The sequence below is a fragment of the Mycobacterium sp. NS-7484 genome (genome assembly GCF_001953975.1).
In the GTDB taxonomy this organism is placed as follows: Bacteria; Actinomycetota; Actinomycetes; order Mycobacteriales; family Mycobacteriaceae; genus Mycobacterium.
In genome coordinates this window covers 1-25,397 of the sequence record NZ_MBEJ01000011.1, presented here as the reverse complement: position 1 = coordinate 25,397, position 25,397 = coordinate 1, and the positions used below count along the sequence as shown (strand labels likewise).

At 65.8% G+C, this 25,397-nt stretch carries 25 protein-coding genes and 1 pseudogene; 12 read left to right on the top strand and 14 right to left on the bottom strand.

Annotated features, from left to right (window positions below):
• Nucleotides 1-32: 32 nt before the first annotated feature.
• Entirely contained in the window at nt 33-2,042 is a 2,010-nt protein-coding gene (locus A5733_RS02405; RefSeq protein WP_076238941.1) for a DNA polymerase III subunits gamma/tau, read from the top strand.
• Nucleotides 2,043-2,124: 82 nt separating this feature from the next.
• On the opposite strand, the gene A5733_RS02400 is transcribed toward A5733_RS02405, so the two are convergent.
• Together A5733_RS02400 and A5733_RS02395 are read right to left on the bottom strand one after the other, a co-directional pair.
• The gene (locus A5733_RS02400) at nt 2,125-3,438 is read right to left on the bottom strand and encodes a class I SAM-dependent methyltransferase (protein ID WP_076238940.1); all 1,314 of its coding nucleotides are present in this window, start codon (nt 3,436-3,438) and stop codon (nt 2,125-2,127) included.
• 13 nt (nt 3,439-3,451) lie between these two features.
• Nucleotides 3,452-4,843 carry an FAD-binding oxidoreductase gene (locus A5733_RS02395; protein WP_076238939.1) on the bottom strand — a complete coding sequence of 464 codons (1,392 nt, stop codon included), beginning with the start codon at nt 4,841-4,843 and terminating at the stop codon, nt 3,452-3,454.
• Nucleotides 4,844-4,908: 65 nt separating this feature from the next.
• Here A5733_RS02395 and A5733_RS02390 point away from each other — a divergent pair, with 65 nt between their 5' ends.
• The gene (locus tag A5733_RS02390) at nt 4,909-5,349 is read left to right on the top strand and encodes an SRPBCC family protein (protein ID WP_076238938.1); all 441 of its coding nucleotides are present in this window, start codon (nt 4,909-4,911) and stop codon (nt 5,347-5,349) included.
• Here the strand turns inward: A5733_RS02390 and A5733_RS02385 are convergent.
• The gene (locus tag A5733_RS02385) at nt 5,346-6,110 is read right to left on the bottom strand and encodes an Rv3717 family N-acetylmuramoyl-L-alanine amidase (RefSeq protein ID WP_067766124.1); all 765 of its coding nucleotides are present in this window, start codon (nt 6,108-6,110) and stop codon (nt 5,346-5,348) included. The genes A5733_RS02390 and A5733_RS02385 overlap by 4 nt on opposite strands.
• A 103-nt stretch (nt 6,111-6,213) precedes the next feature.
• Here A5733_RS02385 and A5733_RS02380 point away from each other — a divergent pair, with 103 nt between their 5' ends.
• The 3 genes from A5733_RS02380 to A5733_RS02370 are packed head-to-tail and all read left to right on the top strand — an operon-like array spanning nt 6,214 to nt 7,923.
• Nucleotides 6,214-6,546, top strand: coding sequence for a YbaB/EbfC family nucleoid-associated protein (locus A5733_RS02380; RefSeq protein ID WP_067766127.1), 333 nt, complete (start codon nt 6,214-6,216; stop codon nt 6,544-6,546).
• Nucleotides 6,547-6,558: 12 nt separating this feature from the next.
• Entirely contained in the window at nt 6,559-7,170 is a 612-nt protein-coding gene (gene recR, locus A5733_RS02375) for a recombination mediator RecR (protein WP_067766130.1), read from the top strand.
• Between the two features lie 51 nt (nt 7,171-7,221).
• A complete protein-coding gene (locus tag A5733_RS02370; RefSeq protein ID WP_198938713.1) occupies nt 7,222-7,923 on the top strand; it encodes an MBL fold metallo-hydrolase in 702 nt (233 codons plus the stop codon).
• 54 nt (nt 7,924-7,977) lie between these two features.
• Here A5733_RS02370 and A5733_RS02365 read toward each other — a convergent pair whose 3' ends face one another.
• The 3 genes from A5733_RS02365 to A5733_RS02355 form a co-directional block, all read right to left on the bottom strand.
• Nucleotides 7,978-9,441, bottom strand: coding sequence for a hypothetical protein (locus A5733_RS02365; RefSeq protein WP_142253764.1), 1,464 nt, complete (start codon nt 9,439-9,441; stop codon nt 7,978-7,980).
• Between the two features lie 573 nt (nt 9,442-10,014).
• Nucleotides 10,015-10,752, bottom strand: coding sequence for a type 1 glutamine amidotransferase (locus A5733_RS02360; protein WP_076238935.1), 738 nt, complete (start codon nt 10,750-10,752; stop codon nt 10,015-10,017).
• Complete coding sequence (locus A5733_RS02355) at nt 10,749-11,969, bottom strand: Mur ligase family protein (RefSeq protein WP_076238934.1); 1,221 nt, start codon at nt 11,967-11,969, stop codon at nt 10,749-10,751. Before A5733_RS02355 ends, A5733_RS02360 begins: the two co-directional genes overlap by 4 nt.
• Before the next feature lie 74 nt (nt 11,970-12,043).
• Between A5733_RS02355 and A5733_RS02350 the strand changes: the two genes are divergently transcribed.
• On the top strand, nt 12,044-13,033 hold the full coding sequence (locus tag A5733_RS02350) for a DEDDh family exonuclease (protein ID WP_076238933.1): 990 nt from the start codon (nt 12,044-12,046) through the stop codon (nt 13,031-13,033).
• On the opposite strand, the gene A5733_RS02345 is transcribed toward A5733_RS02350, so the two are convergent.
• Nucleotides 13,015-14,271 (bottom strand): ethanolamine utilization protein EutH, encoded by a 1,257-nt coding sequence (locus tag A5733_RS02345; protein WP_076238932.1) that lies wholly within the window; start codon nt 14,269-14,271, stop codon nt 13,015-13,017. The genes A5733_RS02350 and A5733_RS02345 overlap by 19 nt on opposite strands.
• A 50-nt stretch (nt 14,272-14,321) precedes the next feature.
• Entirely contained in the window at nt 14,322-15,092 is a 771-nt protein-coding gene (locus A5733_RS02340) for an SDR family NAD(P)-dependent oxidoreductase (RefSeq protein WP_076238931.1), read from the bottom strand.
• Nucleotides 15,093-15,392: 300 nt separating this feature from the next.
• Between A5733_RS02340 and A5733_RS02335 the strand changes: the two genes are divergently transcribed.
• On the top strand, nt 15,393-16,253 hold the full coding sequence (locus A5733_RS02335) for a mycofactocin-coupled SDR family oxidoreductase (RefSeq protein WP_076238930.1): 861 nt from the start codon (nt 15,393-15,395) through the stop codon (nt 16,251-16,253).
• A 9-nt stretch (nt 16,254-16,262) separates the two neighbouring features.
• Here A5733_RS02335 and A5733_RS02330 read toward each other — a convergent pair whose 3' ends face one another.
• Nucleotides 16,263-16,907, bottom strand: coding sequence for a 3,4-dihydroxy-2-butanone-4-phosphate synthase (locus A5733_RS02330; RefSeq protein ID WP_158070582.1), 645 nt, complete (start codon nt 16,905-16,907; stop codon nt 16,263-16,265).
• 134 nt (nt 16,908-17,041) lie between these two features.
• Between A5733_RS02330 and A5733_RS02325 the strand changes: the two genes are divergently transcribed.
• Nucleotides 17,042-17,521 carry a flavin reductase family protein gene (locus A5733_RS02325; RefSeq protein WP_076238928.1) on the top strand — a complete coding sequence of 160 codons (480 nt, stop codon included), beginning with the start codon at nt 17,042-17,044 and terminating at the stop codon, nt 17,519-17,521.
• A 40-nt stretch (nt 17,522-17,561) separates the two neighbouring features.
• Nucleotides 17,562-17,879, top strand: a complete 318-nt coding sequence (locus A5733_RS02320) for a cupin domain-containing protein (protein ID WP_233152597.1) — start codon at nt 17,562-17,564, stop codon at nt 17,877-17,879.
• 13 nt (nt 17,880-17,892) lie between these two features.
• On the opposite strand, the gene A5733_RS02315 is transcribed toward A5733_RS02320, so the two are convergent.
• Nucleotides 17,893-18,537 (bottom strand): TetR/AcrR family transcriptional regulator, encoded by a 645-nt coding sequence (locus A5733_RS02315; protein WP_076238927.1) that lies wholly within the window; start codon nt 18,535-18,537, stop codon nt 17,893-17,895.
• A gap of 351 nt (nt 18,538-18,888) precedes the next feature.
• Between A5733_RS02315 and A5733_RS02310 the strand changes: the two genes are divergently transcribed.
• Nucleotides 18,889-19,968 (top strand): LLM class flavin-dependent oxidoreductase, encoded by a 1,080-nt coding sequence (locus A5733_RS02310; RefSeq protein WP_076238926.1) that lies wholly within the window; start codon nt 18,889-18,891, stop codon nt 19,966-19,968.
• A 67-nt stretch (nt 19,969-20,035) separates the two neighbouring features.
• Here the strand turns inward: A5733_RS02310 and A5733_RS02305 are convergent, their stop codons facing one another.
• Together A5733_RS02305 and leuA are read right to left on the bottom strand one after the other, a co-directional pair.
• A complete protein-coding gene (locus A5733_RS02305) occupies nt 20,036-20,422 on the bottom strand; it encodes an SHOCT domain-containing protein (protein WP_076238925.1) in 387 nt (128 codons plus the stop codon).
• 51 nt (nt 20,423-20,473) lie between these two features.
• Nucleotides 20,474-22,270 (bottom strand): 2-isopropylmalate synthase, encoded by a 1,797-nt coding sequence (gene leuA, locus A5733_RS02300; RefSeq protein ID WP_076238924.1) that lies wholly within the window; start codon nt 22,268-22,270, stop codon nt 20,474-20,476.
• Between the two features lie 318 nt (nt 22,271-22,588).
• Here leuA and A5733_RS02295 point away from each other — a divergent pair, with 318 nt between their 5' ends.
• Nucleotides 22,589-22,807, top strand: coding sequence for a hypothetical protein (locus tag A5733_RS02295; protein WP_067766156.1), 219 nt, complete (start codon nt 22,589-22,591; stop codon nt 22,805-22,807).
• Between the two features lie 7 nt (nt 22,808-22,814).
• On the opposite strand, the gene mgtE is transcribed toward A5733_RS02295, so the two are convergent.
• A complete protein-coding gene (gene mgtE, locus A5733_RS02290) occupies nt 22,815-24,119 on the bottom strand; it encodes a magnesium transporter (RefSeq protein WP_076238923.1) in 1,305 nt (434 codons plus the stop codon).
• A gap of 53 nt (nt 24,120-24,172) precedes the next feature.
• Complete coding sequence (locus tag A5733_RS02285) at nt 24,173-24,799, bottom strand: nitroreductase family protein (RefSeq protein WP_076238950.1); 627 nt, start codon at nt 24,797-24,799, stop codon at nt 24,173-24,175.
• Between the two features lie 77 nt (nt 24,800-24,876).
• On the opposite strand from A5733_RS02285, the pseudogene A5733_RS02280 reads away from it, so the two are divergent.
• A pseudogene (locus A5733_RS02280) lies at nt 24,877-25,397 on the top strand (aspartate kinase); the annotation flags it as partial.

Sequence of the window (25,397 nt, the reverse complement as noted above, 5' to 3'; positions counted from 1 at the left end):
GCGGCGTCGGACGCAGTCGGTAGCCTTCTTCCGTGGCTCTCTACCGCAAATACCGGCCGGCAACCTTCGCGGAAGTCGTTGGCCAGGAACATGTCACCGAGCCGCTATCGACTGCGCTGACCGCGAACCGGATCAACCACGCGTATCTGTTCTCCGGGCCGCGCGGCTGCGGCAAGACCTCCTCGGCCCGCATCCTGGCCCGCTCGCTCAACTGCGAGCAGGGGCCCACGCCCACACCGTGCGGGGTGTGCGATTCGTGCGTCGCATTGGCGCCGAACGGTCCGGGCAACGTCGACGTCGTCGAGCTCGACGCGGCCAGCCACGGCGGCGTCGACGACACCCGTGAATTGCGGGACCGGGCGTTCTACGCGCCGGCCCAGTCGCGGTACCGGATCTTCATCGTCGACGAGGCGCACATGGTCACCACGGCCGGCTTCAACGCGCTGCTCAAGATCGTCGAGGAGCCACCCGAGCACCTGATCTTCGTCTTCGCCACCACCGAGCCGGAGAAGGTGTTGCCGACCATCCGGTCGCGCACGCATCACTACCCGTTCCGGCTGTTGGCCCCGCGCACCATGCGGCCGCTGCTGGAACGGATCTGTGGCGACGAGAACGTGACGGTTGATGACGCGGTGTACCCGCTGGTCATCCGCGCCGGCGGGGGTTCGCCCCGCGACACCCTGTCGGTGCTCGATCAGCTGTTGGCCGGCTCCGAGCAGGGAGCCAACGGCAGCCACATCACGTATCAGCGGGCGCTGGCCCTGCTGGGCGCCACCGACATGGCGCTCATCGACGACGCGGTCGAGGCCCTGGCCGCCGGCGATGCGGCTGCCCTGTTCGGTGCGGTGGAGTCCGTGATCGACGCGGGTCACGATCCCCGACGCTTCGCCACCGATCTGCTGGAGCGCTTCCGCGACCTGATCGTGCTGCAGGCCGTGCCCGACGCGGTCACTCGTGGCGTGGTCGACGCCCCAACCGACGTCTTGGAACGGATGCGTGAGCAGGCCGCCAAGCTCGGGGCGGCCACGCTTACCCGCTATGCCGAGGTGGTGCACGCCGGCCTCGGCGAGATGCGTGGTGCCACCGCCCCTCGGCTGCTGCTGGAAGTGGTGTGCGCGCGGTTACTGCTGCCCTCGGCGCATGACACCGAGTCGGCGCTGCTGCAGCGCATCGAACGCATCGAGACCCGGCTGGACATGTCGATTCCGGCGGGTGAGGCGTCGGCGTCGGCGCCGCGTCCGGCCGAACCGGTCAAGACCTTCGTGCGGCGCAGCCAGGTTGCCGAGGCGCCCGCGCCGGAGCCTGCCGCCCCCGCCCCGGAGCCTGCTCCGGCCCCGGCCCCGGTACCTGCTGCGCCGGAGCCCGCACCGGTGCCGCCTGCTGCGCCTGCACCCACGCCGCCACCGCCGCCCACTGCGCCTGCGCCTGCGCCCGTGCCGGAACCCGAGCCCGCGCCGCCACTGCCGCCCGAGCCCGATTTCGAGCCCGAGCCTGCTCCAGAGCCCGAGCCGGAACCGGTCAGCACACCGGCAACGCCCGGTGGCGAACCCAACGCGGCCGCGGTGCGTTCCATGTGGCCGACGGTGCGCGAGAAGGTGCGGGAACGCAGCCGCACCACCGAGGTCATGCTGTCGGGTGCCATCGTACGTGCGGTCGAGGACAAAACCCTTGTGCTGTCGCATGATTCACCTCCGCTGGCCAAGCGGTTGACCGAGTCACGCAATGCCGACGTGATCCGGGATGCGTTGAAGGATGCGCTCGGGGTGGACTGGCAGATCCGCTGTGAGGTGGGTACCGCCGAGGCTGCCCCGCCGCCCCCGCCGAAGGCCGCCAAGCCCCCGCCACGGGTGCCCAGCCGGCCGGGCCGGGTGATCCCCGAACCCGAGCCGGAGCCGGAATCCCCACCGATGTCCCCAGAGGACGAGGAAGAGCAGATGCTCGCGGAGGCATCACAGAGTGAGGCCGGGCCTCGTCGCGATCCCGAGGAAGTAGCGCTCGAGCTGCTGCAGAACGAACTGGGCGCGCGAAAGATCGAAAGCTAGTTGGGCTTGGGCCGAGTATGGCCTCACTATGCCGCGGGCTGCTGCTTGATGCTGACCGCAACCCGCGGCATAACGCTATTACCTAGGGCATCCACCACGGCCGCAGCGGCAGCCCGCCGTCGTTGCCGCGATCGTCGAGTTTGACGGCCAGGACCTGGTGCAGCTGAACCACATTGGTCTCGAAGCCCAGCCGTGAGCCGGCCATGTACAGACCCCACACCTTCGCGGTGGGCAGGCCGACCTCGGCGACGGCGGAGTCCCAGTGCTCGACCAGGTTCGCGCACCAGTCGCGCAGTGTCATCGCGTAGTGGTTGCGCAGGTTCTCCTCGTGCAGCACCTCCAGGCCCACGTCCTGCACCTCGGTGATGATGCGTCCGGAGCCGGTCAACTCTCCGTCGGGAAACACGTAGCGATCGATGAATCCACCTGCGGCCGCGCCGGACCGGTTGTCGTGGCGGGTGATGCAGTGGTTGAGCAGCAGGGCGCCGGGACGCATCTTCGACTTGAGGAAACCGAAATACGACGGGTAGTTGTGCACGCCGATGTGCTCGGTCAGGCCGATCGAGGACACGGCGTCGAACCCGGTCTCGGTGATATCGCGGTAGTCGCCGTGGCGTACCTCGGCCAGGTCGCCCAGGCCCTCGGAGGCGATGGCATCCTGTGCCCACCGAGCCTGTTCTGCCGACAGCGTCACCCCGAGTGCCTTGACCCCATGGCGGGCCGCGTAGCGCACCATGCCGCCCCAGCCGCAACCGACGTCGAGCAGTCGGTCGCCGGGCTGCAGCCGCAGCTTCTCGAACACCAGCCGGTACTTGTTGTCCTGGGCGGTTTCCAGGCTGGCGTCCGCATCCGGATAGCACGCGCAGGTGTAGGTCATCGACGGCCCGAGCACCCATTCGTAGAAGGTGTTGGAGACGTCGTAGTGGTGATGGATAGCCTCGGCGTCACGGGACTTGCTGTGCCGCAAGCCTTCCATCATCCGGCGCCAGCGCGGCAGTGCCTCCTGTGGGGGCGGTGCGATGGGCTTGAGGTGTTCGATGCCGATCGACCGGACGATGTTGGCCAGCACGCGGGCCGGTGGACGTTTGAACGCCATCTTGTCGGCCAGCGCGCACAGCAGCGGGTACGGGTCACCCGGGTGCACCCCGTGCGGTTCCAGATCGCCGGACACGTAGGCGCGGGCCAGCCCCAGGTCACCGGGCGCGGTGGCGAGATATGTGGTGCCGCGCGGGGTCTTGAGGTCCAGGCCCAGTGTGGCGTTTTCCGGGCCCGCCGAACTGCCGTCGTACGCAGTGAATTTCAGCGGTACCGAGCCCGAGGCGAAAATCTCCAGGATCTCGGCCAGGTTGAGTCGGTGATCGGTTGTGTGTGTCGAATGTTCTTTGAAGGTGGTCATCGCTGTTCTCCGTTCATCGGCGCAAGACGGCTTTCGAATACAGGTCAAACAGGCGGGAATCGGGGTCGTAGGATTTCTTGACGGTCTGGTACGTCTCGCCGCCGTACAGCTCGTCGAAATCCTCACGCGCATAGAAGGAATCGGAATACAACGATTTGTGTCCGTCGAGCTCACTGACCTTGGCCTCGATCAGCTTGTTGGTGTGGCCCTCCTCGGGACCAACCGGTACCGAGGACCAGAAGCCGACGTTGACGTAGGTGTGATGGGGACGCAGAGGATACAGGGGCCAGCCGGCTCGATTACGGTCGTCTGCGCGTAAGCGAAGGGGGCACAGCCAGATCGGTTCGATCGGTACGCTTTCCAGGAACCAGGAAAGGAACGCCTCGCAACGCTCCAAGGGCACCTCGATGTCCTGAACCACCCGCTCGCGCGGCGGGCGGCCGTGACGCTTCTCGATCCGGTCGGCGATGTTGAATCGCTGGTCGTAGCCGACCAGCTTCCAATAGAAACTGCTGCGCCGCAGCCGGCGTGGCCAGAACCGCCGGATGGCGGGATTCTGCGCACCGAAGGCCCGGGAGCACCAGAACCAGTCGGTGTCCCAACGCCACAGGTAGTCGTGAATGGTCAGGCGATCGTGCTTTTCGCCGTGTGCATGCTGGATCGAACGGTAGTAGATGTCCTGACCGGTGTAATCGCTGACCGGGCCGGGCGTCGTGGTCTTGAAACCGACGCACAGGTAGCTCTCGTCGGCGCTGAACACCACACCGTCGAGGTAGTCGACCGGGTCGCCGTCGAGTCCGCCGGTCTCGATGATCCGGTCCATGGCCGCGATCAGCTCGGACAGCGAGTGGAATCGTAGGTGGCGCAAGGCGACAAACGGCGCGACCGGCTCCAGCTCGATCCGCAGCCGCGTCGAATAGCCAAGGGTGCCATAGGAATTGGGGAACGTCCGGAACAGATCGGCGTGCTGATCGGGTGATGCGGTGACGATCTCGCCTGCGCCGGTGAGGATGTCCATCTCCAGCACCGACTCGTGCGGCAGACCGTTGCGGAACGACGTCGACTCGATACCGAGACCGGTGACCGCGCCGCCGAGCGTGATGGTCTTGAGCTGCGGCACCACCAGTGGGGCCAGACCGTGCGGCAGTGTCGCAGCCACCAGGTCCTCGTACGTGCACATCCCGGCCACGTCGTCGGTGCGAGACCCGGCGTCGACGCCGATCACGTTGGTCAGCCCCGAGACGTCGAGACCCTTGGTATTGCTGCGATCTCGGGCGCGGAACAGGTTCGACGTCGGCTTGGCAAGCCGCACCGTCGAATTGGGAGGTATGGCGCGGTAACTGTCCAGGAGCCGCTGTACACCTGCGGCGTGGGCAGCCTGTGCGTCAGTCGTAACAACAGACACACATATACGCTAGTCGGAGGTTGCCACCAATGCGACCGCAGACACGAGTTGAAGGAGTTTCAGCCATGGGACAGGTCAGTGCGGTCAGCACGGTTCTGATCAACGCCGAGCCGGCCGCTGTGTTCGCCGCGATCGCGGACTATCAGACCGTGCGCCCGAAGATCCTCTCCTCCCATTACCGCGACTACCAGGTGCTTGAGGGAGGTCAAGGCGCAGGCACCGTGGCCAGCTGGAAGCTTCAGGCCACCGAGTCCCGGGTCCGTGACATCAAGGCTTGGGTGGATGTGGCCGGACACACCGTGATCGAAAAGGACGCCAACTCCAGCCTGGTGACCAACTGGACCGTCGCACCCGCCGGCGCTGGATCATCGGTCAACCTGAAGACCAGTTGGACCGGCGCCGGGGGCATCAAGGGGTTCTTCGAGAAGACCTTCGCCCCGCTGGGTCTGCGCAAGATCCAGGACGAGGTGCTGGCCAATCTGAAGAAGGAAGTCGAAGGCGCTTAACGCGCCTGGCTCCCCAGGTAGGCCGCGACACCGCGGACGATGGCCTCGGCGTACTTCTGCCGGCCTTCCGGCGTCTTCATCAGCGACGAGTCGACCGGGTTCTTCATGTTGCCGCACTCCACGAGGATTGACGGGAACTGCGCCAGGTTGAGCCCGGCGATGTCCGAGCGGGCATCCAGACCACCGGATCCGATGTAGGTGGCCGGTGGGATGCCCGACGCCGACAGCTGGTCCCGCATCGTCTGGGCGAACTGCACCGACGGCCCGGCCTGGACGTTGTTCAGCGGGGGCGACGAGTAGAGGACGTGGAAACCGCGGCCGTTGGCCGGGCCGCCGTCGGCGTGGATGGACACGATCGCATTCGGCCGCAGCGCGTTGGCCATCGAGGCACGTTCGTCGACGCACGGGCCCAACGCGTTGTCGTTGCCGCGCGACATCGCCGTGCGTACGCCCATCTGCGTGAGGAGGGCGCGGACCCGCAGAGTGGTGTCCCAGGTGAAGGTGTGTTCGGGGAATCCGTCGGCGGTGGAGGTGCCGCTGGCCTGGCAGTCCTTGGTGCCGCCACGTCCGGTGGGCACCTGCCGGCTGATCGAGCTGTCGTTGGCGCCGTTGTGGCCCGGGTCGAGGAACACGATCATGCCGGCGATGTTGGACGGAGCGGCGTTGGCGGGTGGGGCGACGACGACGGCTGCAGCGATGAACACGCTGCTGACCAGTGAGGCGCCGACACGCACGCAGGCTGGGACTCGCACGGGCGCCACGCTAGCCCGCGCGCCGACTAGGCTGAAGGTCCGAACCGCCGCCGACAGGCGAGAGCAACCAAGTCGAGACCAAGACGCAACCAACACGGCAAGGGGACCAGTCATGCAACCCGGAGGCACGCCCGATATGTCGGCCCTGCTGGCGCAGGCGCAGCAGGTACAACAGCAGCTCATGGAGGCGCAGGAGGCGCTGGCCAACTCCGAGGTGCACGGCCAGGCCGGTGGCGGCCTGGTGCAGGTCACGGTCAAGGGCAGTGGCGAGGTGGTGGCCGTCGCCATCGATCCCAAGGTGATCGATCCGTCCGATCCCGAGACCCTGCAGGATCTGATCGTCGGCGCCCTGGCCGACGCGTCCAATCAGGTGACCACGCTGGCGCAGAGCCGGTTGGGCCCGCTGGCCAGTGGCATGGGTGGCCTCGGGATCCCGGGGCTCTAGAAGTGTTCTGCAATGTTTGAAGGTCCGGTACAGGACCTGATCGACGAACTCGGCAAGCTGCCGGGGATCGGGCCCAAAAGCGCCCAGCGCATTGCGTTTCACCTGCTCAGCGTCGAACCGCCGGACATCGACCGGTTGACTGCGGTGCTCAACCGAATCCGCGACGGCGTCACGTTCTGCGCGGTGTGCGGCAACGTGTCCGACGAGGAACGTTGCCGCATCTGCAAGGACCCGCGCCGCGACGCCTCATTGGTATGCGTGGTCGAGGAGCCCAAGGACGTGCAGGCCGTCGAGCGCACCCGTGAGTTCCGCGGCCGCTATCACGTGCTGGGCGGGGCGCTGGATCCGCTGTCGGGTGTCGGCCCCGATCAGCTGCGGATCCGTGAACTGCTCAACCGCATCGGTGAACGCGTCGACGGCGTCGACGTGGCCGAGGTGATCATCGCCACCGATCCGAACACCGAGGGCGAGGCGACCGCCACCTACCTGGTCCGGATGCTGCGCGACATCCCGGGTCTGACCGTCACCCGCATCGCCTCGGGACTGCCGATGGGCGGTGACCTTGAGTTCGCCGACGAGCTCACCCTGGGCCGGGCGCTGGCCGGCCGCCGCGCGATGGCCTGACCGCGAGCTCGCCGCGGCAGGTAGCGTCGAACCGTGCCTGACCTACTCCAGATGACGGATTCGTTGTATCGCCTGCGCATCCCGGGCGGTCAGGCCCACCTCCTCAACAGTTATCTGTGGACCGAACCCGACGGCGTCACCCTGATCGACACCGGCTGGCCGGACAGTGCCGACCTGATCGCCGATGCGCTCACCGTTCTCGGCCTGCGGCGCATCCACGTGAAACGCATTGTGCTCACCCATTTTCACGAGGACCACTGCGGCGCCGCGGCCGAAATCGCCGACTGGTCCGATGTCGAAGTCATCGCCGGTGCAGCCGACGCGCCCTACGTACGCGGCGAGCAGACGGGCCCGCTGCCGGTACTCACCGAGTCGGAGCGGGCCTTGCGACCCGATTTCGACGTGCCGCCGCACGGACCCGCGTGCCGGGTGGATCGGGTAGTGGCCGATGGCGATGTGCTGGACTTCGCCGGCGGTGCCCGGGTGATCGGCGTGCCCGGTCACACCCCGGGCAGCATTGCGCTTTATCTGCCGGCCGCCGATGCGCTGTTGACCGGTGACGTGGTTGCCGAGTTCGACGGCCAGGTGATCCTCGGGGTGTTCAACGTCGACCGGTCGGAGCTGGCGCGATCGGTGACGCGACTGGCCCAAACCGGGGCGCAGCGGGCCGGATTCGGCCATGGTGAGCCGATCCTCACCGAGGCCGCCGCCCGCATCGGTGCGGCCGCCGACCCGTTCGCCGCAGTGCCATGAAGCACGTTGGGCCCCTTTTGACAAAGGGGCCCAACGGCTTTCGCCTGCTACCGCTCAGTCGTGGCTGGCGCGGCTCTTGCGGTGGGACTTGCTGCTGCTGGTGTGCTTCTTGCCGGCCGTGCTCGAACTGCCCGCACTGCCTGCACTGCTCGACTCGGCGCTCGAACCACTCGCCGCGGAGCCGGTGTCGGTGGCGTTCTTACCGGCGTTCGGGCTGAACTTCGTGCTGATCCGCTTCGCGACGTCCCTGATGTCGTTGCGAAGGGTTTTCGGCGTGGTCCTGACCTTGACGCGCGACTTCTCGACCGTGGACGAATCATCGGCACTCCCAGCCGGTTCGGTGGTCGTGTCGGTGCTGTCATCGGTTGCTGCACCGGTGTCTTTCCCGGCGTCGGTTGCCGCGTCGTCAACCGTGGCCACAGTGTCAGTCGCGGAGCTTTCCGCGATGCCCTTCGTATCGGTCGTCGCGCCGGCGGCCGGAAGGCTGAGCGTGACGGTCCGTGCGGAGGTGCCAGTGCTCAGCGCGCTGACGGCTGACGTGCTCGACACGATGGATTTGGTTTCTGCCTTGGGCGCCAGCGAGTTCGGCTTGAGCAGGTCCGCGATGGCCCTCGGCAGATCGAGCGCCGAGGCGATGGGTCCGCTGCCGAGGAATCCGAAGTCCGAGATCGGCGACAACAGGCCTGGGGTAGGGAGGAACCCGAGGATCTTGCCTTCGCCGTTGAGGAATGCGTTCGTGAGGTGCGCCGGTGCGTTGATGACCGCGTTGGCAACGGCTTCGGGATCGCCCGCGTTGACTGCTTTCACCACTTCCTCGGTAGTGGCGGCCAATCCGTTCACCACGGAAAGCACGGGGTAGAGCGCGGGCAGCGCGACCGACGTGACGAGATCCGGCAGTGCCTCGATCACGTTCTGGATATTCTGCGTCGTCGTGCTGACCGCAGACCACGTGTTGTTGCCCAGGTCGATCAATCCCACGATTGCCGGCAGCAATTCGTTCGTCAGTCCGTCCATGCCCTTGACGATCTCGCCTTTGGCGATGAGGTCGCCGGCGGTTTGAAGGGCTTCGGGCAGCGACTGCAAGGTGCTGTTGAGCAATGTGCCGTAAGTCTGGATCGCCTCGGCGACGACGGTCGCATTGCCGACCTGATTGCTGATCACGGTCTGAAGGATCGGGGCCGGATCGGCCGCCAACTGCTCGACGAGCGATTGCAGGTTGGTGCCGGCAGTCGTCAGCGTCTCGGCCCACGCATCCAGCGGATTGGTCAGGGCGTTCAGTGTCACGGCGGCCGACGAAATCGGCACGGCGGGCAGCTGGATGTCGGTCGGGGTGGGTGCGAGCGGGCTGACGGCGATGACTGCCGCTCCGGTCAAAGCGACACCGGCCGTCAAATACGAGCGAACGGCAGCTTCCATGAGGTTCTCCTTTGCTTGAAAACTCTGACAGGCCGGAAACTTACCTGAGAGTAATATAGACGTACCGCATAAGTGCACGTCAAAACCATAGTTTGTCCACATAATGAGATAGCTGCGCCATTTTGAAAAGGTGGTCTAGGTAGCTATAGATCGCCGAGCCCACGTCGCAAGAGGCGCGTCAGCAAACAGACTTAGGCATCGGCTAGTTGCGTTGGAAAGCACTCCGTCGCACGCGTCAGTCGAAATGTCAGCCTCGGCCGATAGTTAGCTTGTCTGGGTACATTGGTCGATCCAATAGTCCATACCGGCCGGTAACTTCGGCGAACTGTGATGTAGGACAGTTAGCTGGTTACATGTGACGGCAGCTACAACCACTCAGAAAGTGGGTTTGCCTAACAGTAGCGGCGAACGTCAACCGGCAATCACAGCGTTTACACAGGTGCCGACTTTGTCGGCTTAGCGGACGCGTCGAAATGTTCTGTCGATCCGATACTCGGGGGCGTCGATCGCATCGTCTTGATGTGCTCGCCGGCCCATTCGAGGGTCACGATGGTCGAATCACGTTGTGGCATGGGGGATGAGTGGCATCCTCATCCCGACATCTGGGCGACAGTGACGCTATGGTCGTTGTCTGCTGGGAGAATGACCACAACGTCACTTTCGCCGCAGCGCGTTCTACACCCGGCGCGGAGCCGCGAGTCGCTCGCGACGGAGGAGCTCGACCTCGGGCAGCTCCAGCGGCGGCAATTCACCGACCACCTGCGAGAGCAGATGATCGGCCAGTTCCGGATTGCGCGCGAGGCACGGCCCATGCAGATAGGTGGCGACCACGCTGCCTTGCACCGCGCCGTCGTAGCCGTCGCCCAAGCGGTTTCCCGCACCCTTGGTGACGGCGGCCAGTGGCTTGGCGTCGGGGCCGAGAACCGTTCCACCACGGTGATTTTCGAAGCCGGTCAACGGTGCTGACAGGCCGGCGAGCAGTGGCTTCGAGGCCACCTCGCCGATGGTGCGGGTCTCTTGGGGTGAGGTCGTGACGTCGAGCAGGCCGACGCCCTCCACCCGCTCGCCGGCTGAGGTCTCATACCAGTGGCCGAGCACCTGGATGGCCGCGCAGATGGCCAACACCGGCGCACCCCGCGAAACCGCCCGTTGCAGGCCGGGATACCGGATCAGGTGTTTGGTGGCCAGGCGCTGCGCATAGTCCTCGGCCCCGCCGAGGGTGTACAGGTCCAGCGAGTCGGGTACCGGATCGGCCAGCGTGATCTCCACGATCTCGGCGTCAATTCCGCGTAGCCGCAACCGCTCTCGCAGTACCACCGCATTGCCGCTGTCGCCGTAGGTGCCCATCACGTCGGGCAGCACCAGCCCGATCTGCGCTGGGGCCTTATTGCTCCTCGCGTGCGCGCCACTCATGAGATCCGCCGATTCAGTTGCAGGAACGCGGTGTAGTTGGCGATCACCTCGACGTGCCCGGGTGGGCAGCTCTCGATCGCGGCAACGGTGTCGTGCACCAGCGAGTGTTCGACACCGGCGTACCCGAGCCGCACGGCCAGATCCGTGCCGCGCTCCCCGGCCGCGACCACCTGGGTGTCATCGAAATGTTCGAACCGGACGTCCCACAACCACGACAGATCTTCGCCATCGGGTACCTGACCGTTGACCGAGATGACCACCCCGGCACCGTGCTTGTCGACCATGGACAACGCTTCCTGCCATCCGGCGGGATTCTTGGCCAACAGGATTCGGGCGGTGTGCGAGCCGATCTGCACCGTGCGGTAGCGGCCGGCAACCTCGTCGACCCCGGCCACCGCGGCCACCGCACGAGCCGGATCCGCCCCGAGCGCGACGGCAGCCGCGACGGCCTGGATGGCGTTGCCGCGGTTGACGGCCCCCGGTAATGCCAGCGTCATCGGCAGCGCCAGTCCGTCCGGACCGTAGATGTGGGTGTCGTCGAACCACCACTGGGGGCTGGGGCGCTTGAAGTCGCTGCCCGTCGAGTACCAGTCGCGTCCCTCACGCACGATGATCTCGCCCGAGCGCGGACAGCTCACCGAGTCACCGGCCCAGCTGCCACCGGCGGCCACCCACACCACGTTGGGGCTGTCGTAGGCGGCGGAGGTCATCAGCACGTCGTCGCAGTTGGCCACGATGACCGCGTCGCAATGACGGGCCAGCCCGCCGCGCAACGTGCGTTCGATGTGGTTGATCTCGCCAACTCGGTCCAGCTGATCGCGGGACAGGTTGAGCAGCACGATCACCGACGGTGACACCGCGTCGCTGACGTGCGGGACGTGCATCTCGTCGACCTCGAGCGCGGCCAACGAGGCCTGGCGCGCCGCGGCCAGCGCCGCCACCAGGCCCGCGTCCATGTTGGCGCCTTCGGAGTTGCTGGCCACGTCACCGAGCGTGGCCAGTGCAGCCGCGGTCATCCGGGTGGTGGTCGACTTGCCGTTGGTGCCGGTCACCACGACGCTGCGACGGCCCTGGCCCAGTTGACGCAGGATCGAGCGGTCCAGCGTCATCGCCACCAGACCACCGATCATCGCGCCCGCGCCGCGGCCGGTGACCCGCGACGCCCAGCGTGCGGTTGCTCCGGCGGCCAGCGCGGCACGCCCACGAAGGGTCAGCATTCCGGCGATTTTAGGTGCACGACACGCAGCGACGCCGACCGAGGTTGTCGGGCTCACGTGCCATCCTGACGAACATGAGCAGCGCGTGGGGCAGACCGGCGGACGAGCCGGGCGCGGGCTGGGCCGTCATCGACGTGGAGACATCCGGGTTCCGGCCTGGGCAGGCACGCATCGTCAGCGTCGCCGCGCTGGCGGTCGGGGATGACGGCAATGTCGAGCGCAGCGTCGCCACCTTGCTGAACCCGGGGGTGGATCCCGGGCCCACGCACGTACACGGACTGACCGCCGAGATGTTGGAAGGGCAGCCGACCTTCGGCGACGTCGTGGCGGAGCTGAGCGACGTCCTGCGGGGACGCACGTTGGTCGCCCACAACGTGGGTTTCGACTACAGCTTCCTGACCGCCGAGGCCGAGCTGGTGGGGGCCGAGCTGCCGATCGACAGCGTGATGTGCACGGTCGAGCTGGCCCGTCGGTTGGCCCTGGGTACCGAGAACCTACGTCTGGAGACGTTGGCCACACATTGGGGTGTGAGCCAGATGAAGCCCCACGACGCGCTTGACGATGCGCTGGTGCTGGCGCAGATCCTCAAACCCACCCTGGCTCGGGCCCGCGACCGTAAGGTCTGGCTGCCGTTACGGGAGGTGGGCCGTCGGTACTGGCCCAACGGCCACGTCACCCACGAGGAATTGCGCCCGTTGAAGGTGGTGGCGTCGCGGCTGCCCTGTGCGTACGCCAACCCGGGCGTCTACGTGGCCGGCCGGCCGCTGGTGCAGGGGATGCGGGTGGCGCTGTCGGCGGAGGTGGCCCGCACCCATGAGGAACTCGTCGAGCGCATCCTGCATGTGGGCCTGGCGTACACCGATCTGGTGGATCAGCAGACCTCGCTGGTGCTGTGCAACGAGCCCGCACCCGATCAGGGCAAGGGTTATCAGGCCGCCGAGTTGGGGGTGCCGCTGCTCGATGACGAAACGTTCATGGGCCTGCTGGCCCATGTCGTCGGAGGAACCGACATCGAGCAGTTCTGCGACACCCCCGTCGAGAGCGATCAGTACACGTTGTTCTGAACCGCGGCGCGTTCGGTCGCCGTATCGGCGAGGATCGGGTCGTCCGATTCGTCCTGCTCGAACCGGTTCAGGTAGGGCACTGCCAGCCAGACCGCGATGGCCACGGCGAGAGCCCCACCGCACAGCTTGCCAACGATCATCGGGACGATCATGTTCGGCTGGAAGTTCGCGGTGAACGCCAGGTAGTCGCCGAAGGCAAAGGCCGCGCAGACCGAGAAGGCGATGGTGAGCACGCGGTCTCGCGGCGGCATCAGCGGAACCACGCGGAACAGCGCGAGGATGTTCGTCGCACCGGCCAGGAAGCCGGTGATACCGGCCTCCGAGACACCGAACCGGTCACCGATCGCCTGCAGCGGCTTGGCCAGCCCGGTCCGGATGGCGTAGACCATCGGGAACGCGCCGGCGAGCATCACACCGATGTAGCCGACCACCTCAAGGGCGCGGAATTGGTCCTCGGCATCGGCGATGAACGGCGCCAGCGGGAACGACCCGAACACCGTACTGAATACCCCGGTGAAGTACTCGATCACATTGGCCGTCATCGAGATCGTGGTGACCACGACGATGGCCTTGCCGAACACCAGGAACGCTTTGACCATGAAATCGGTGAAGAACTTCAGGGCCAACGCCAGGGTGACCATGATGATCACGAGCGGTGCGAGGTTGAACAACACCTCGCCGACGGACAGGTCGAACGGCTTGGTCCCGGGACCCGAGGTGTCGATGCCCTCACGTAGCAGCACTCCGCTCTGCACCAGCAGCAAGCTCATGATGAGCGAGGTAACCGGGATCGCCAGCAGACCGCACATGGTGCCCAATGCCATGTACTTGTGATACTTGCGGTCCAGCATGGCCAAACCGACCGGGATGGAGAACGCGATCACCGCACCTGAGGTGAGGCTGACCGTGAAGGCCTGGATCCACGCCGCGTGGCTGTTGGCGACCTCCAACGACAGCGCGTACGCGCCCTGGTCACTGGGCAGGAAAGTGCTGACCGCGATCGCCGGATCCGAGTGCAGCCATTCGTAGATGGGGCCGACGGTCTTGTCGATCGCGGGCACCAGCAACGGGATGATGCCCATCATGCCGGCCACCGGGATGAAGATCTGTCCGATGGTGAAGATGCCGTCCCGGAACTCTCCCGCCAGTGGGGAATCCGGGCGCAGCAGGTAGGCGCCCGCCCCGAGCGCCATGAAGCCCATCATGATCCAGACGATGACCTGTCCGACGAGTTCCAAGGTGAATCACCCTCTCGTATCCGAATAGTGTGTGGGCCAGGCGAGTTCGATCAGCGGCCGGCCAAGTGCGCGCCGTCGATGATCAGTTCTGCACCGCTGATGTAGGACGCGTCATCGGAAGCCAGGAACGCGATCGAGGGGGCAATCTCTTCGCCACCGGCGAAGCGACCCAACGGGATTGAGGCCAGAATGGCTTCTTCGGAGCCCTCCGGCAGTCCGGCGATCTCCGTGCGCAGCATCGGGGTGTCGATGTAGCCGGGGTGAATGGTGTTGAAGCGGATGCCTTCCTTGCCGTGGGTGACGGCGAGGGACTTCGTCATGGTGGTGACGGCTCCCTTGGAGGCGACATAGGCCAGGTATCCGTCGGCCCCGACCAGTCCGAAGATGCTCGAGGTGTTGATCACCGATGCGGATTTGCTCTTGCGAAGGAGGGGCAGGGCGGCCTTGACGGCCAGGAAGATGCTCTTGGTGTTGATGTCGAGGGTGCGCTGCCAGGATTCCTCGGTGGCGTCGTCGGCTGAGTAGAGGTCCAGGACTCCGGCGTTGTTGACCAGGATGTCGAGGCGGCCGTGGTCCGCGTCGATCTCGGACACGATGTCCTGCCAGGTCTGGAAGCTGGTCACGTCCTGCTGGCGGAAGTGCACGTCCAGGCCTTCTTCGCGCAGGGTCGCCTCGAGTGCGGCTCCGGACTTGGTATCCACATCGGAGAAGTAGACGATGGCACCTTCCTGTGCCAACCGGCGGGTGTGGGCAGCGCCCTGGCCATTGCTGCCGCCGGTGACCAATGCGATTCGTTCGACGAGGCGTCGAGGAGTCGTCATGCGTTGTTCCTTGTCTGCGTGTTGTCCACGAGGTGCCATCTGCCGGCCTGCGCGAGGTGCCGCGGCTCCGAATGTGGACATTTGTTGAAAGTGTGATCCGGGTGACAGTAACCTCCGGGCGCGGCGCTGTCAACGGATCGGCTGACATGAAGTCGGGCAGCCGGATAGGCGACCAATGTGGTTGTCACTCAGTAGCTTTCCCTGCCGCAGGCCGTCGTTGACATTGAGGCGAGCTCACCCTACGGTGCATTGAATTCCTACATATGTGGAAAAACTGAGAACCAATCAGGACGGAGCGATATGAGCAACCCTCTGGATTTGACCGGCAAAGTCGCCCTGGTGACGGGAGCTGCCCGGGGCCAGGGCCGATCGCACGCGGTACGGCTGGCTGGACAGGGTGCAGACATCTTGGCCGTCGACATCTGTAAACAGATCGAGACCGTGCCCTATCCCATGTCCATGCCGGCCGATCTGGACGAAACGGTGCGCCTGGTGTCGGAGACCGGCCGTCGCATCGTGGCCGGACAGGTGGATGTCCGCGATCTGGCTGCGCTGAAAACCTTTGTCGACCAGGGAATCAAGGAGCTTGGTCGGCTCGATGTCGTGGTTGCCAACGCCGGTACCGTCAATGACATTGCGCCGATGTGGGAGATCTCCGAGCAGCAGTTTCAGGATCAGCTCGATACGAACCTGACCGGTGTCTGGAAGACCATCAAGGCGACCGTGCCGCACCTGATCGAGCAGGGGCAAGGCGGTTCGGTCATCATCATTAGTTCCATCTCGGGGCTGGTGGCCGAACTCAACGTCGGTCACTACGCCGCTTCCAAGCACGGCGCCAACGGTCTGATGCGGACCCTGGCCGGAGAGCTGGCACCGCACTGGATCCGGGTCAACTCGGTCAACCCGACCAATGTCGACACCTTGATGATCAACAACGACGCCTACAACACCCTGTTTTCCGGTGGCAAACCGAATGCCACGCAGGAAGATTCGATTCCCGCCCTGAAGGGGATGAACGCGCTGCCGATCCCGTTCGTGCAGCCCGAGGACATCAGCAACGCGGTGCTGTACCTGGCCTCCGACGTCAGCCGCTATGTCACCGGCACCGCCATGGTCGTCGATGCCGGCGCCATGGGCCCCTTCAAGATCCCGAACGACTGAGGTTCCGCACTATCGCGCCCGGTAGAACGCGGCAAGCACATCCTCACGCAGGATGAAGGCGAGCCCGTTCTGCCGGGCGATCGCGGCGCCCTCCTCGGGCCCGGCCACCGACCGTGGATCCCTTTCGGATGTCAGCGCGCAGTATGCAGCGGCGGGAACTCCATCCGTGGCGAGGCGGGCCAGCGCGAAAGCCAGTTCGGGGGTGCCAGGTGCCTGCGGGGGAGTCATGTCGGCGGCCACCGGGATCACATGGCCGGGGCGGACGAAATCATCTGTTCCGCAATCGGCGTCGCTGAGTAGGCGAACGGTGCGGGCCCGGTCGATTGCCGAGATTCCGGTCCCGATGCCGACTGCGGCGTCCACCGCGACATGAAAGCGGCTGTTCGGCGAGCGGTGGTCGCCGGCCATCGGGGGAATGCGCAACTGGCGCAACCGTTCGCGTTCCACGGCCACGAAGAGCAGGCCCGAACCCGACTTGACCAACCGGGACAACCCGACCGGAGTGGCCGCCGAGCTCAGCAGGGCCAACGACGATTCCGCACCGTCAGAGAGCACCACCGGCTCGCCTGCGGCCATCGCGTGGCATGCCCGATGGATCCGTTCGGCGCCCAGTTCGGACACCGGCGTCGGCTCATCCAGTTCTGTAGCAAGCATTTTCGTGTCCATGGTCTGCCTTCCGGTTTAGCGTTCGTTACGGGTTGACGCCACCCGCAAGTAGTAGTTTCATCATATGTAGAAACTCGGCAATGTGAAGAGTTCTTCGAAGAATGGGGTGCGAGATGCCCGTAATGGCAAAGCAGAGTGCTGATTACCGCACGGTGATGGGCAACTTCCCGACCGGGGTGGTGGTGGTCAGTGGCCTGTCCGACGGAATACCGGTGGGGTTGACGGTTCAGTCCTTCATGTCCCTGTCGCTCGACCCACCGATGATCCTGCTGTCGGTGGACCGGAAGTCGACTAGCTGGCCCCTGATTTCGGCCACCGGGCGCTTCGCGGTCAACGTGACGGCCGCCGATCAGCAGGGTGTTGCGCTGACCTTCGCCAAATCGGGAACCGACAAATTCGCTGACATGCGGTGGTCGCCAGGGCCGGAAACCGGTGTCCCGCTTATCGAGGGCTGCCAAGCGTGGGTCGAGGCCGAGGTGGCTGCCACCCATGACGGTGGCGATCACGTGATCGTCACCGCCCATGTGCTCAGCATGCGTACCGGCGACGAGCAGTCGGAACCGCTGGTGTTCTTCCGATCGAAGTTCCGGCAACTCGGTTAGCCGGATCTGCAGTGTCCCTACAACGAGCAAGGATGCAATTGTGATCGACCGTTATGACCCGCTGACCGTGGAGTTGACCGAGGCGCACCGGCCCGCCAGCACCGCCCCGGTACGTTCGGCGGTGCTGTATGCCGACGGAGGCCAGAAGCACGGAGTGTGGGAGGCCGAACCGGGCGTGCATCGCGAATACCAGGGCCAGGAGACCGTCGTCATCCTGCAGGGGCGCGCCACCGTGGAAGCCGGCTCAGGCAAGGTCGTCGAGATCGGGCCGGGCGACGTGCTTGTCTGTCAGCCGGGCGAGAAGATGACCTGGACCGTGCACGAGAAGATCCGCAAGGTGTTCGTCGCCAACCAATGACGAGGTGAGGCGGCTACGAAGCCTTGCGCCTGGTGGTCGCCTTCTTCGCCACTTTCTTGGCGACCTTCTTCGCTGGTTTGGCCGGCTCCTGCGGACGGGGATAGCCGCGGGTGGGGTCCAATTCGATTGTGGCTTTGAGGAGTTCGCGCAGGCCGGCGTCGTCCAAGCTGGTGCCGTTGAGTACCCGGTGGACGGTGGATCCGTCCCAGATCGTCTCCAGCATGTGGGCGACCTTCGGCGACACATAACGCTCGACAGCCCCGCGGGCCCGGCTCGACCACTTATGGCCGAGCTCTCGGTATGCGTCCTGGCGGCCGGCCTCGGCCAGTAGCTCCCATTCCAGGATCGCGTTGCCCATATCGGTCGTCATCGCGTTGACCAGCGTGAGGATCGCATCGACCAGGTCGTCGTCCGAAGTTGCGCCCTCGAAGTGCTTCTCGTACCCGACCGAGACACGCTCCACGTAATGTGCGAATGCGTCGAGAATGAGGTTGTCGAGGTTCTCGTAGTGGTAGGTGCTGCTGCCGAGGGCTACTCCGGCGTAGCTGCAGACCTTGCGATGGGTGACGCTCTTGACCCCGGACTCCCGGATGATCTGCAGCGCCGCCTCGACGAGGGCCATGGCGGTCGCCTCTGAGCGGCTGCCCGATCTCTTCACCCTCGACTCCTGACTGTGGACTTCTGCAGAGGGTACCGCAAGCTCGCAGGGCGGCCGGGGAAGCGACGTGCAGCATTCTACGGATGTAGAAGTGCAGGTCAGCGCCCCAGACTCGTCAATGGCCCGGAAATCCGCCGGTCTGCGAGCGAATTGCCCTGTCCCCGTTGCCATGTCTCTGCAGGAAAAACTTTTCCGGATTCTGTTGACACCTCTCCGGTGACGCCGCTAGTTTGGCCGCTACCACCAATTTCTACAAATGTACGAAATTTCAGCGCCCCATCGCCAACGGGCAGATCGCCATGGCGGCAAGGCTTCCCGGTGCTTCCACCACCTTGATGAAAGGACACTCAGATGAAGTTCGGCATCTTCAACATCCCATACTCGCGGGGTTACTCGCATGGCAAGCGCACCGCCAAACAGGTGATCGACTGGGACCTGACGCTCACCAAGTGGGCGGACGAGTACAACTGGTCCGAGGCTTACTTCGCCGAGCACTACACCCTCGGCGGTGAACCAAGCCCGGCGCCGGACGCGATGATCGCAGCTGCCTCACAGATCACCTCGCAGATCAAGCTCGGCGCCGCCGCGCACTTGCTGGCTTACCACAACCCGATCGCGTTGGCGCACCGGATCATGTGGCTGGATCACATGACCGAAGGCCGCTACATCGCGGGCTTCGCACCCGGCGCTTTCCCTAGTGACGCGCAGCTTTTCAACACCGGTAAGCAGAACCCGGAGATGATGACCGAGGCGCTCGAGATCATCGAGAGCATCTGGACCAAGAAGGGCCCGTTCCGGATCGAGGGCAAGTACTGGACCGTCGATATGCCGGCCTATGACGACGACATTCACGGCCCGCATCTGGTGCCGAAGCAGGAGCGCATCCCGGTGATCATGACGGGTATGCAAGCCAAGTCGCCGACCCTGGCGGTTGCCGGCCGCAACGGCTATTTCCCGATGAGTCAGCAGGTACACACGTCGGTGCTGAAGGAGCACTGGGCCACCTACGCCGAGGCCGCGCAAGCCGCAGGCCACAACCCCGACCGTGCCGACTGGCGGATCTGTCGTGACGTGTTCGTGGCCGATACCGATGAGCAGGCGCGGGAGGCTTATCTCAACGGCGCCATGGGTGATCTGTGGGGCAACTACAACATCCCGACCTTCATCAAGCTCGGCATCGGCGAGATGATGACCGGCGGCACGATCACTCTCGACGAGCTGTCCGCCGAGTGGATGGTGGACAACTTCCACTTCGTGGGATCGCCGGATACCGTCGCGGCCAAGATCGAGGCGCTCTACAACGCCGTCGGCGGCTTCGGATCCCTGATCTCCTTCGGCCATGAGTACACCGACCACCCGGACATCTACCGCCGCAGCTTCGAGTTGGTGGGGACCAAGGTGCTGCCACAGGTCGCGCATCTCGCGCCCTGAGGCCTCGCACGCCGACAGCATCGGGCCGGCCGGGGTGAACCCACTTCACCCTGGCCGGCCCGCAGGCTCAGCTCAGCGCCTTGGCCTTCAGCCCGTCGAACTCGGCCTGGGTGATCGTGCCGGCATCGAGCAGGGCCTTGGCGTCGGCGATCTCCTGAGCCGGGGACCGACCCGCCGCCTGGCGGATGTAGTCGTCGGTCTCCCGCTTGGCCGCCACCGCGGCTGCCTGCGCGCGCTCGGACATGCCCTTGCCACGCGCGATGAGGTACACCAGCGCGGTCAGCCACGGGAACACGATCAGGAAGACCACCCAGACGGCTTTGACCCACCCGGAGGTCTTGTGATCACGCCAGAACAGGTCCGTCAGGATCTGGAAGAGGACCAGTAGGTACGCGATCCAGGCGAAGATGATCAGGAAATGCCACAGGAAATCCCACGTTGAGCCCCAGTCCATGGAGCGCTCCTTGCCTTTGACGTCTGGCGCAGTGATCTACGCCGACGTCAGCTAAGCACGCGCGGCGCGATTGACGGCAGATACGACTGCGCGAAGTGATGCAGTTGTGATCGACGTGGCGATGCCGACGCCCCAGACGGTCCTGCCGCCGATCGAGGCCTCGACGTAGGCCGCGGCCTGGGCCTCTTCGCCCGAGGACATGGCGTGCTCGGAGTAATCCAGCACGTTGATGTCGTAACCGATAGCGCCCAACGCGTCGACGAAAGCCGCCAGCGGACCGTTGCCGGCGCCCACGATCTCGCGTTCGACACCGTCGATCTTCACGATCGCGGTGATGGTGTCGGTGCCGCCGTCGACCTCGGAGGCCACCACCTTCTGGCGGATGCGCTCCAGCGGGGTGATCGGGGCCAGGTACTCCTCGGAGAACGCGTCCCAGATCTCCTTGGGCGACACCTCGCCGCCCTCGCCGTCGGTGATCGCCTGGATCGCCTGGCTGAACTCGATCTGCAGCCGCCGCGGCAGTACCAGGCCATGGTCGGCCTTCATGATGTAGGCGACGCCGCCCTTGCCGGACTGCGAGTTGACCCGGATCACGGCCTCGTAGGTGCGGCCGACGTCCTTGGGGTCGATGGGCAGGTAGGGAACTTGCCACAGGATGTCGTCCATGTCGGCGTCGGCGGCATCCGCATCCACCTTCATCTGGTCCAGGCCCTTGTTGATGGCGTCCTGGTGGCTGCCGGAGAACGCGGTGTAGACCAGATCACCGCCGTAGGGGTGACGTTCGTGCACGGGCAGCTGGTTGCAGTACTCGACCGTGCGACGGATCTCGTCGATGTTGGAGAAATCGATCTGCGGATCGACCCCCCGGCTGAACATGTTCAGCCCCAATGTCACCAGGCAGACGTTGCCGGTGCGCTCACCGTTGCCGAACAGGCAGCCCTCGATCCGGTCGGCGCCGGCCTGGTAGCCCAATTCGGCTGCGGCAACACCGGTTCCGCGGTCGTTGTGGGGGTGCAGGCTCAGGATGATCGAATCCCGCGGGGCCAGATGCCGGTTCATCCATTCGATCGAATCGGCATAGACGTTCGGGGTGGCCATCTCGACGGTGGCCGGCAGGTTGACGATCAGCGGCCACTCGGGGGTGGGCTTGACGATTTCTGCGACGGCGTTGCACACCTCGACGGCGTACTCCAGCTCGGTGCCGGTGTAAGACTCGGGGGAGTACTCGAAGCGCCACCGCGTCTGCGGGTACTTCTTGGCCTCCTCGACGCACATCGTGGCGCCGTCGGTGGCGATCTTCTTGACCGCGTCACGGTCGGCCCGGAACACCACGCGGCGCTGCAGGATCGACGTCGAGTTGTAGAAGTGCACGATCACCTGCGGGGCGCCGGCGCAGGCCTCGAAGGTGCGCTCGATCAGCTCGGGCCGGCACTGGGTCAGCACCTGGATGGTGACGTCGTCCGGGATCGCGCCGTCGGTGATGATCTCGCGGACGAAGTCGTAGTCGGTCTGCGACGCCGACGGGAAGCCGACCTCGATCTCCTTGTAGCCCATCCGGACCAGCAGGTCGAACATGCGGCGCTTGCGCGCCGGGCTCATCGGGTCGATCAGGGCCTGGTTACCGTCGCGCAGGTCCACCGCGCACCACTGGGGTGCCTTGTCGATGACGCGATCGGGCCAGGTGCGGTCGGGCAGGCGCACATCTTCGACCTCTTCGGTGAAGCTGCGGTACCGGCTGACCGGCATCGATGAACCGCGTTGGGTGTTCCAGGCCGGTTGACCGGGGTTGGGGGCACCGGACGGTGTGGTGATGGTGCGGGCGGACGTAAAGGCGTCTGGGCTGGTCATGATGTTGCTCCGGGAGTTGATGGGGGACCCGACCGGCGCATCGCAAAAACCCGCGACGGGAAGCCGGTCTGATCAGACCCCGTCGCGGCGTCCGAGAAGGAGCACCCGCTGCACCCGGCCAACTGTACTCCGCGTCGGACCCAGGCCAAAACGCGCGGATGACGTGCGCTTCCCCTGATCGGGGGAACGCATCTTCACCAGCCTCATCCTCCGGTCGCCGGACAGATTTGTCGCCGCTCGGGCCGCACTCTTGTCTCAGAGGCCGAACAGGCCGACGAGAAAATCCAAACACCAACTGAGACAAAAGGATTCACGATCATGATGAACATCACCAAGGCTCTGGTACTGCCCGTCCTGTCCGCCGGCATCCTCGGCGCCGCCGCGCTCGGCCTGGCCGGCACGGCCGCCGCGCAGGGCCCGACCGGCTCGGGAAACCAGTACAGCCCCGACACCTACGCCACCCCGGCCCCCGGCATGAAGCCCGGCTGGCACTACCACCACGGCCCGCAGCGCCAGCTGATCATCGAGAAGCAGTGATCGGGGCCTACAACCCCGCCAACTGCGGCAGGGTCAGATGCGCGATCCAGAAATAGATCATCAAGCCGGTGCCGTCGACGATCGTCGCGATCATCGGTGCCGACACCACCGCCGGGTCCACCTTCACCTTCTTCAAGGCCAGCGGCAGCACCGAGGACACCAGCGACGCCCACATCACGATCGCCGCGACCGTCAGGCAGACCGTCAACGTGACCTCGGGCCCCACGCCCAACGTCCAGGCCCGCACCATCGCCGCGGCGGCCATCGCAATCGCGATCAGCGCACCCGTCGACATCTCCTTAGTGACGATCGCCGGCACATCGCGGAACCGGATCTGGCCGGTGCCCATCGCGCGGACGAGCGTGGTGGTGATCTGGGTGCCGGTGTTGCCACCGGTCCCGATCAGCAGCGGGATGAAAAACGCCAGTGCGACAACGGCTTCCATCTCTTCCTCGAACGCCCGCAGCACCGTGCCCGTGTAGGCCTCGGCCGCGAAGAGCACCAGCAGCCAGACGATGCGCTTGCGCCACAACAGCCACGGCGACGCACGCAGGTAAGGCACGTCGAGCGGTTCCGAACCGCCCTGACGCTCGGCGTCCTCGGTCGCCTCCTCCTCGACGATCTCCACCGCATCGTCCTCGGTGAGGATGCCCAGCAGCCGGCCTTCGGTGTCGATGACCGGAAGCTCATCGAGCCTGTGGTCGAAGAGGATCATGGCCGCGTCTTCGGCGTCGCTCAACGGGAGGACGGTGACGACGTCGTCGACCAGGTCGGCGACCGGCCGGTCGGCGGCGGTCAGCACCAGGTTGCGCAGGCGCACCGCGCCGAGCAGGACCTTGTCGGCCTCGACGACGTAGACGTAGGCCCCGGCCGAGTCATTCGGCCGCTCGAGCGCGTGCGCCCGGATCTGGTCGACGGCCTGCGCCACGGTGGCCGTCGGGGAAACGGTCAGCACATCGGGCTGCATATGGGCGGCGACGGAATCCTCGGGCCAGGAGAGCAGCCCTCGCAACACCCGGGCCCGGTCGGCGGGCATGGCGCCCAGCAGGCCGTCGCACCTGTCATCGTCGAGGTGGCGCAGAATCTCGGCTGCATGAGGCGCCGCCAGCGCGGCCAGCAGGCGCACGCCCGTCGTCGCGGGCACCGATCGAAGGACCTTCGCGGCCAGGTCCGCATCGATGGTCGCCAGAAGCTCAGTGCCGGGATCGACGCCGGTATCGAGCAGCTCGGCGAGCTGGCGCCGGTCCGCCGACGACAACCCGGCGACCTGGCTCAGGTCGATGGCGGCTTTGCCGACTTCGGTACTGCTCATGGTTCTCCTTTACGGCCCGGGACGTGGCGTCCACACACCTAGCGGTCGGAGGTTTACGCAGTATGAGCAGAAGATGGCCAGAAAGATGCCGACGCGCCCCATTGCCCGCTGAATGCGATCTGATCCAGCGGTAACCGTTCCCGGGGCCGACTGTCCCGTTCGACGATCGCCTCGTCGGCGTGGGAGTAGTCGCCCAGCGCGCCGACCGCGACGATGGCCAACGGCCGCACTCCGTCCGGGATGCCGAAGGCCATCCGGGTGCCGTCGACGTCGAAGCCGGCCATCGGATGGACGATCAGTCCGCGGGACACCGCCTCGACGGTCAGCTGCGCGATGGCCGCGCCGGCGTCGACCGCGGCGTACAACGCCGTCCTCTCGTCGTCGCCTTCGTCCGCGCACACCAGAATCAGCGCCGAGGCCGCGTGCGCGTAGCTGTTGCCGCGTTTGAGCAGGCCCGTCAATGTGGTGAATGTCTCGTCTCCGCGGCGGCCGATCAGGAACCGCACCGGCTGACGGTGCCCCCAGCTCGCGGCCCACCGCGCCGCTTCCAAGAGCGCGGTCAGCTGGTCAGCGGTAATGCCGGCATGAGGGTCGAAAGCGCGGGGACTCCAGCGCGCCGCGAGGTCGGGATGAATCGGCACACTGGTGGCGGCCAACCGGGCGTCAGGCACGTCAGCCAAGCTACCGGCGAAAAAAATCGCGTGCGCCTCTCCCTTATCCTTGGTTGGACTCAACACCCGCCCCGGAAGGTTGGACAGTGGCGCTCGTCGTACAGAAGTACGGCGGATCTTCGGTATCGGATGCCGATCGGATCCGTCGCGTGGCCGAGCGCATCGTCGAGACGAAGAAGGCCGGCAACGACGTTGTCGTCGTGGTCTCCGCGATGGGCGACACCACCGACGACCTGCTCGATCTGGCCCGCCAGGTCTCCCCGGCGCCTCCGGCGCGCGAGATGGACATGCTGCTGACCGCCGGTGAGCGCATCTCCAACGCCCTGGTCGCGATGGCCATCGAGTCGCTCGGCGCGCAGGCCCGCTCGTTCACCGGGTCGCAGGCCGGCATCGTCACCACCGGCACCCACGGCAACGCCAAGATCATCGACGTCACCCCCGGTCGCCTGCGCGACGCGCTGGACGAGGGCGTCATCGTGCTGGTCGCCGGGTTCCAGGGCGTCAGCCAGGACAGCAAGGACGTCACCACCATGGGCCGCGGCGGCTTGGACACCACCGCCGTCGCCCTCGCCGCAGCGCTCAAGGCCGACGTCTGCGAGATCTACAC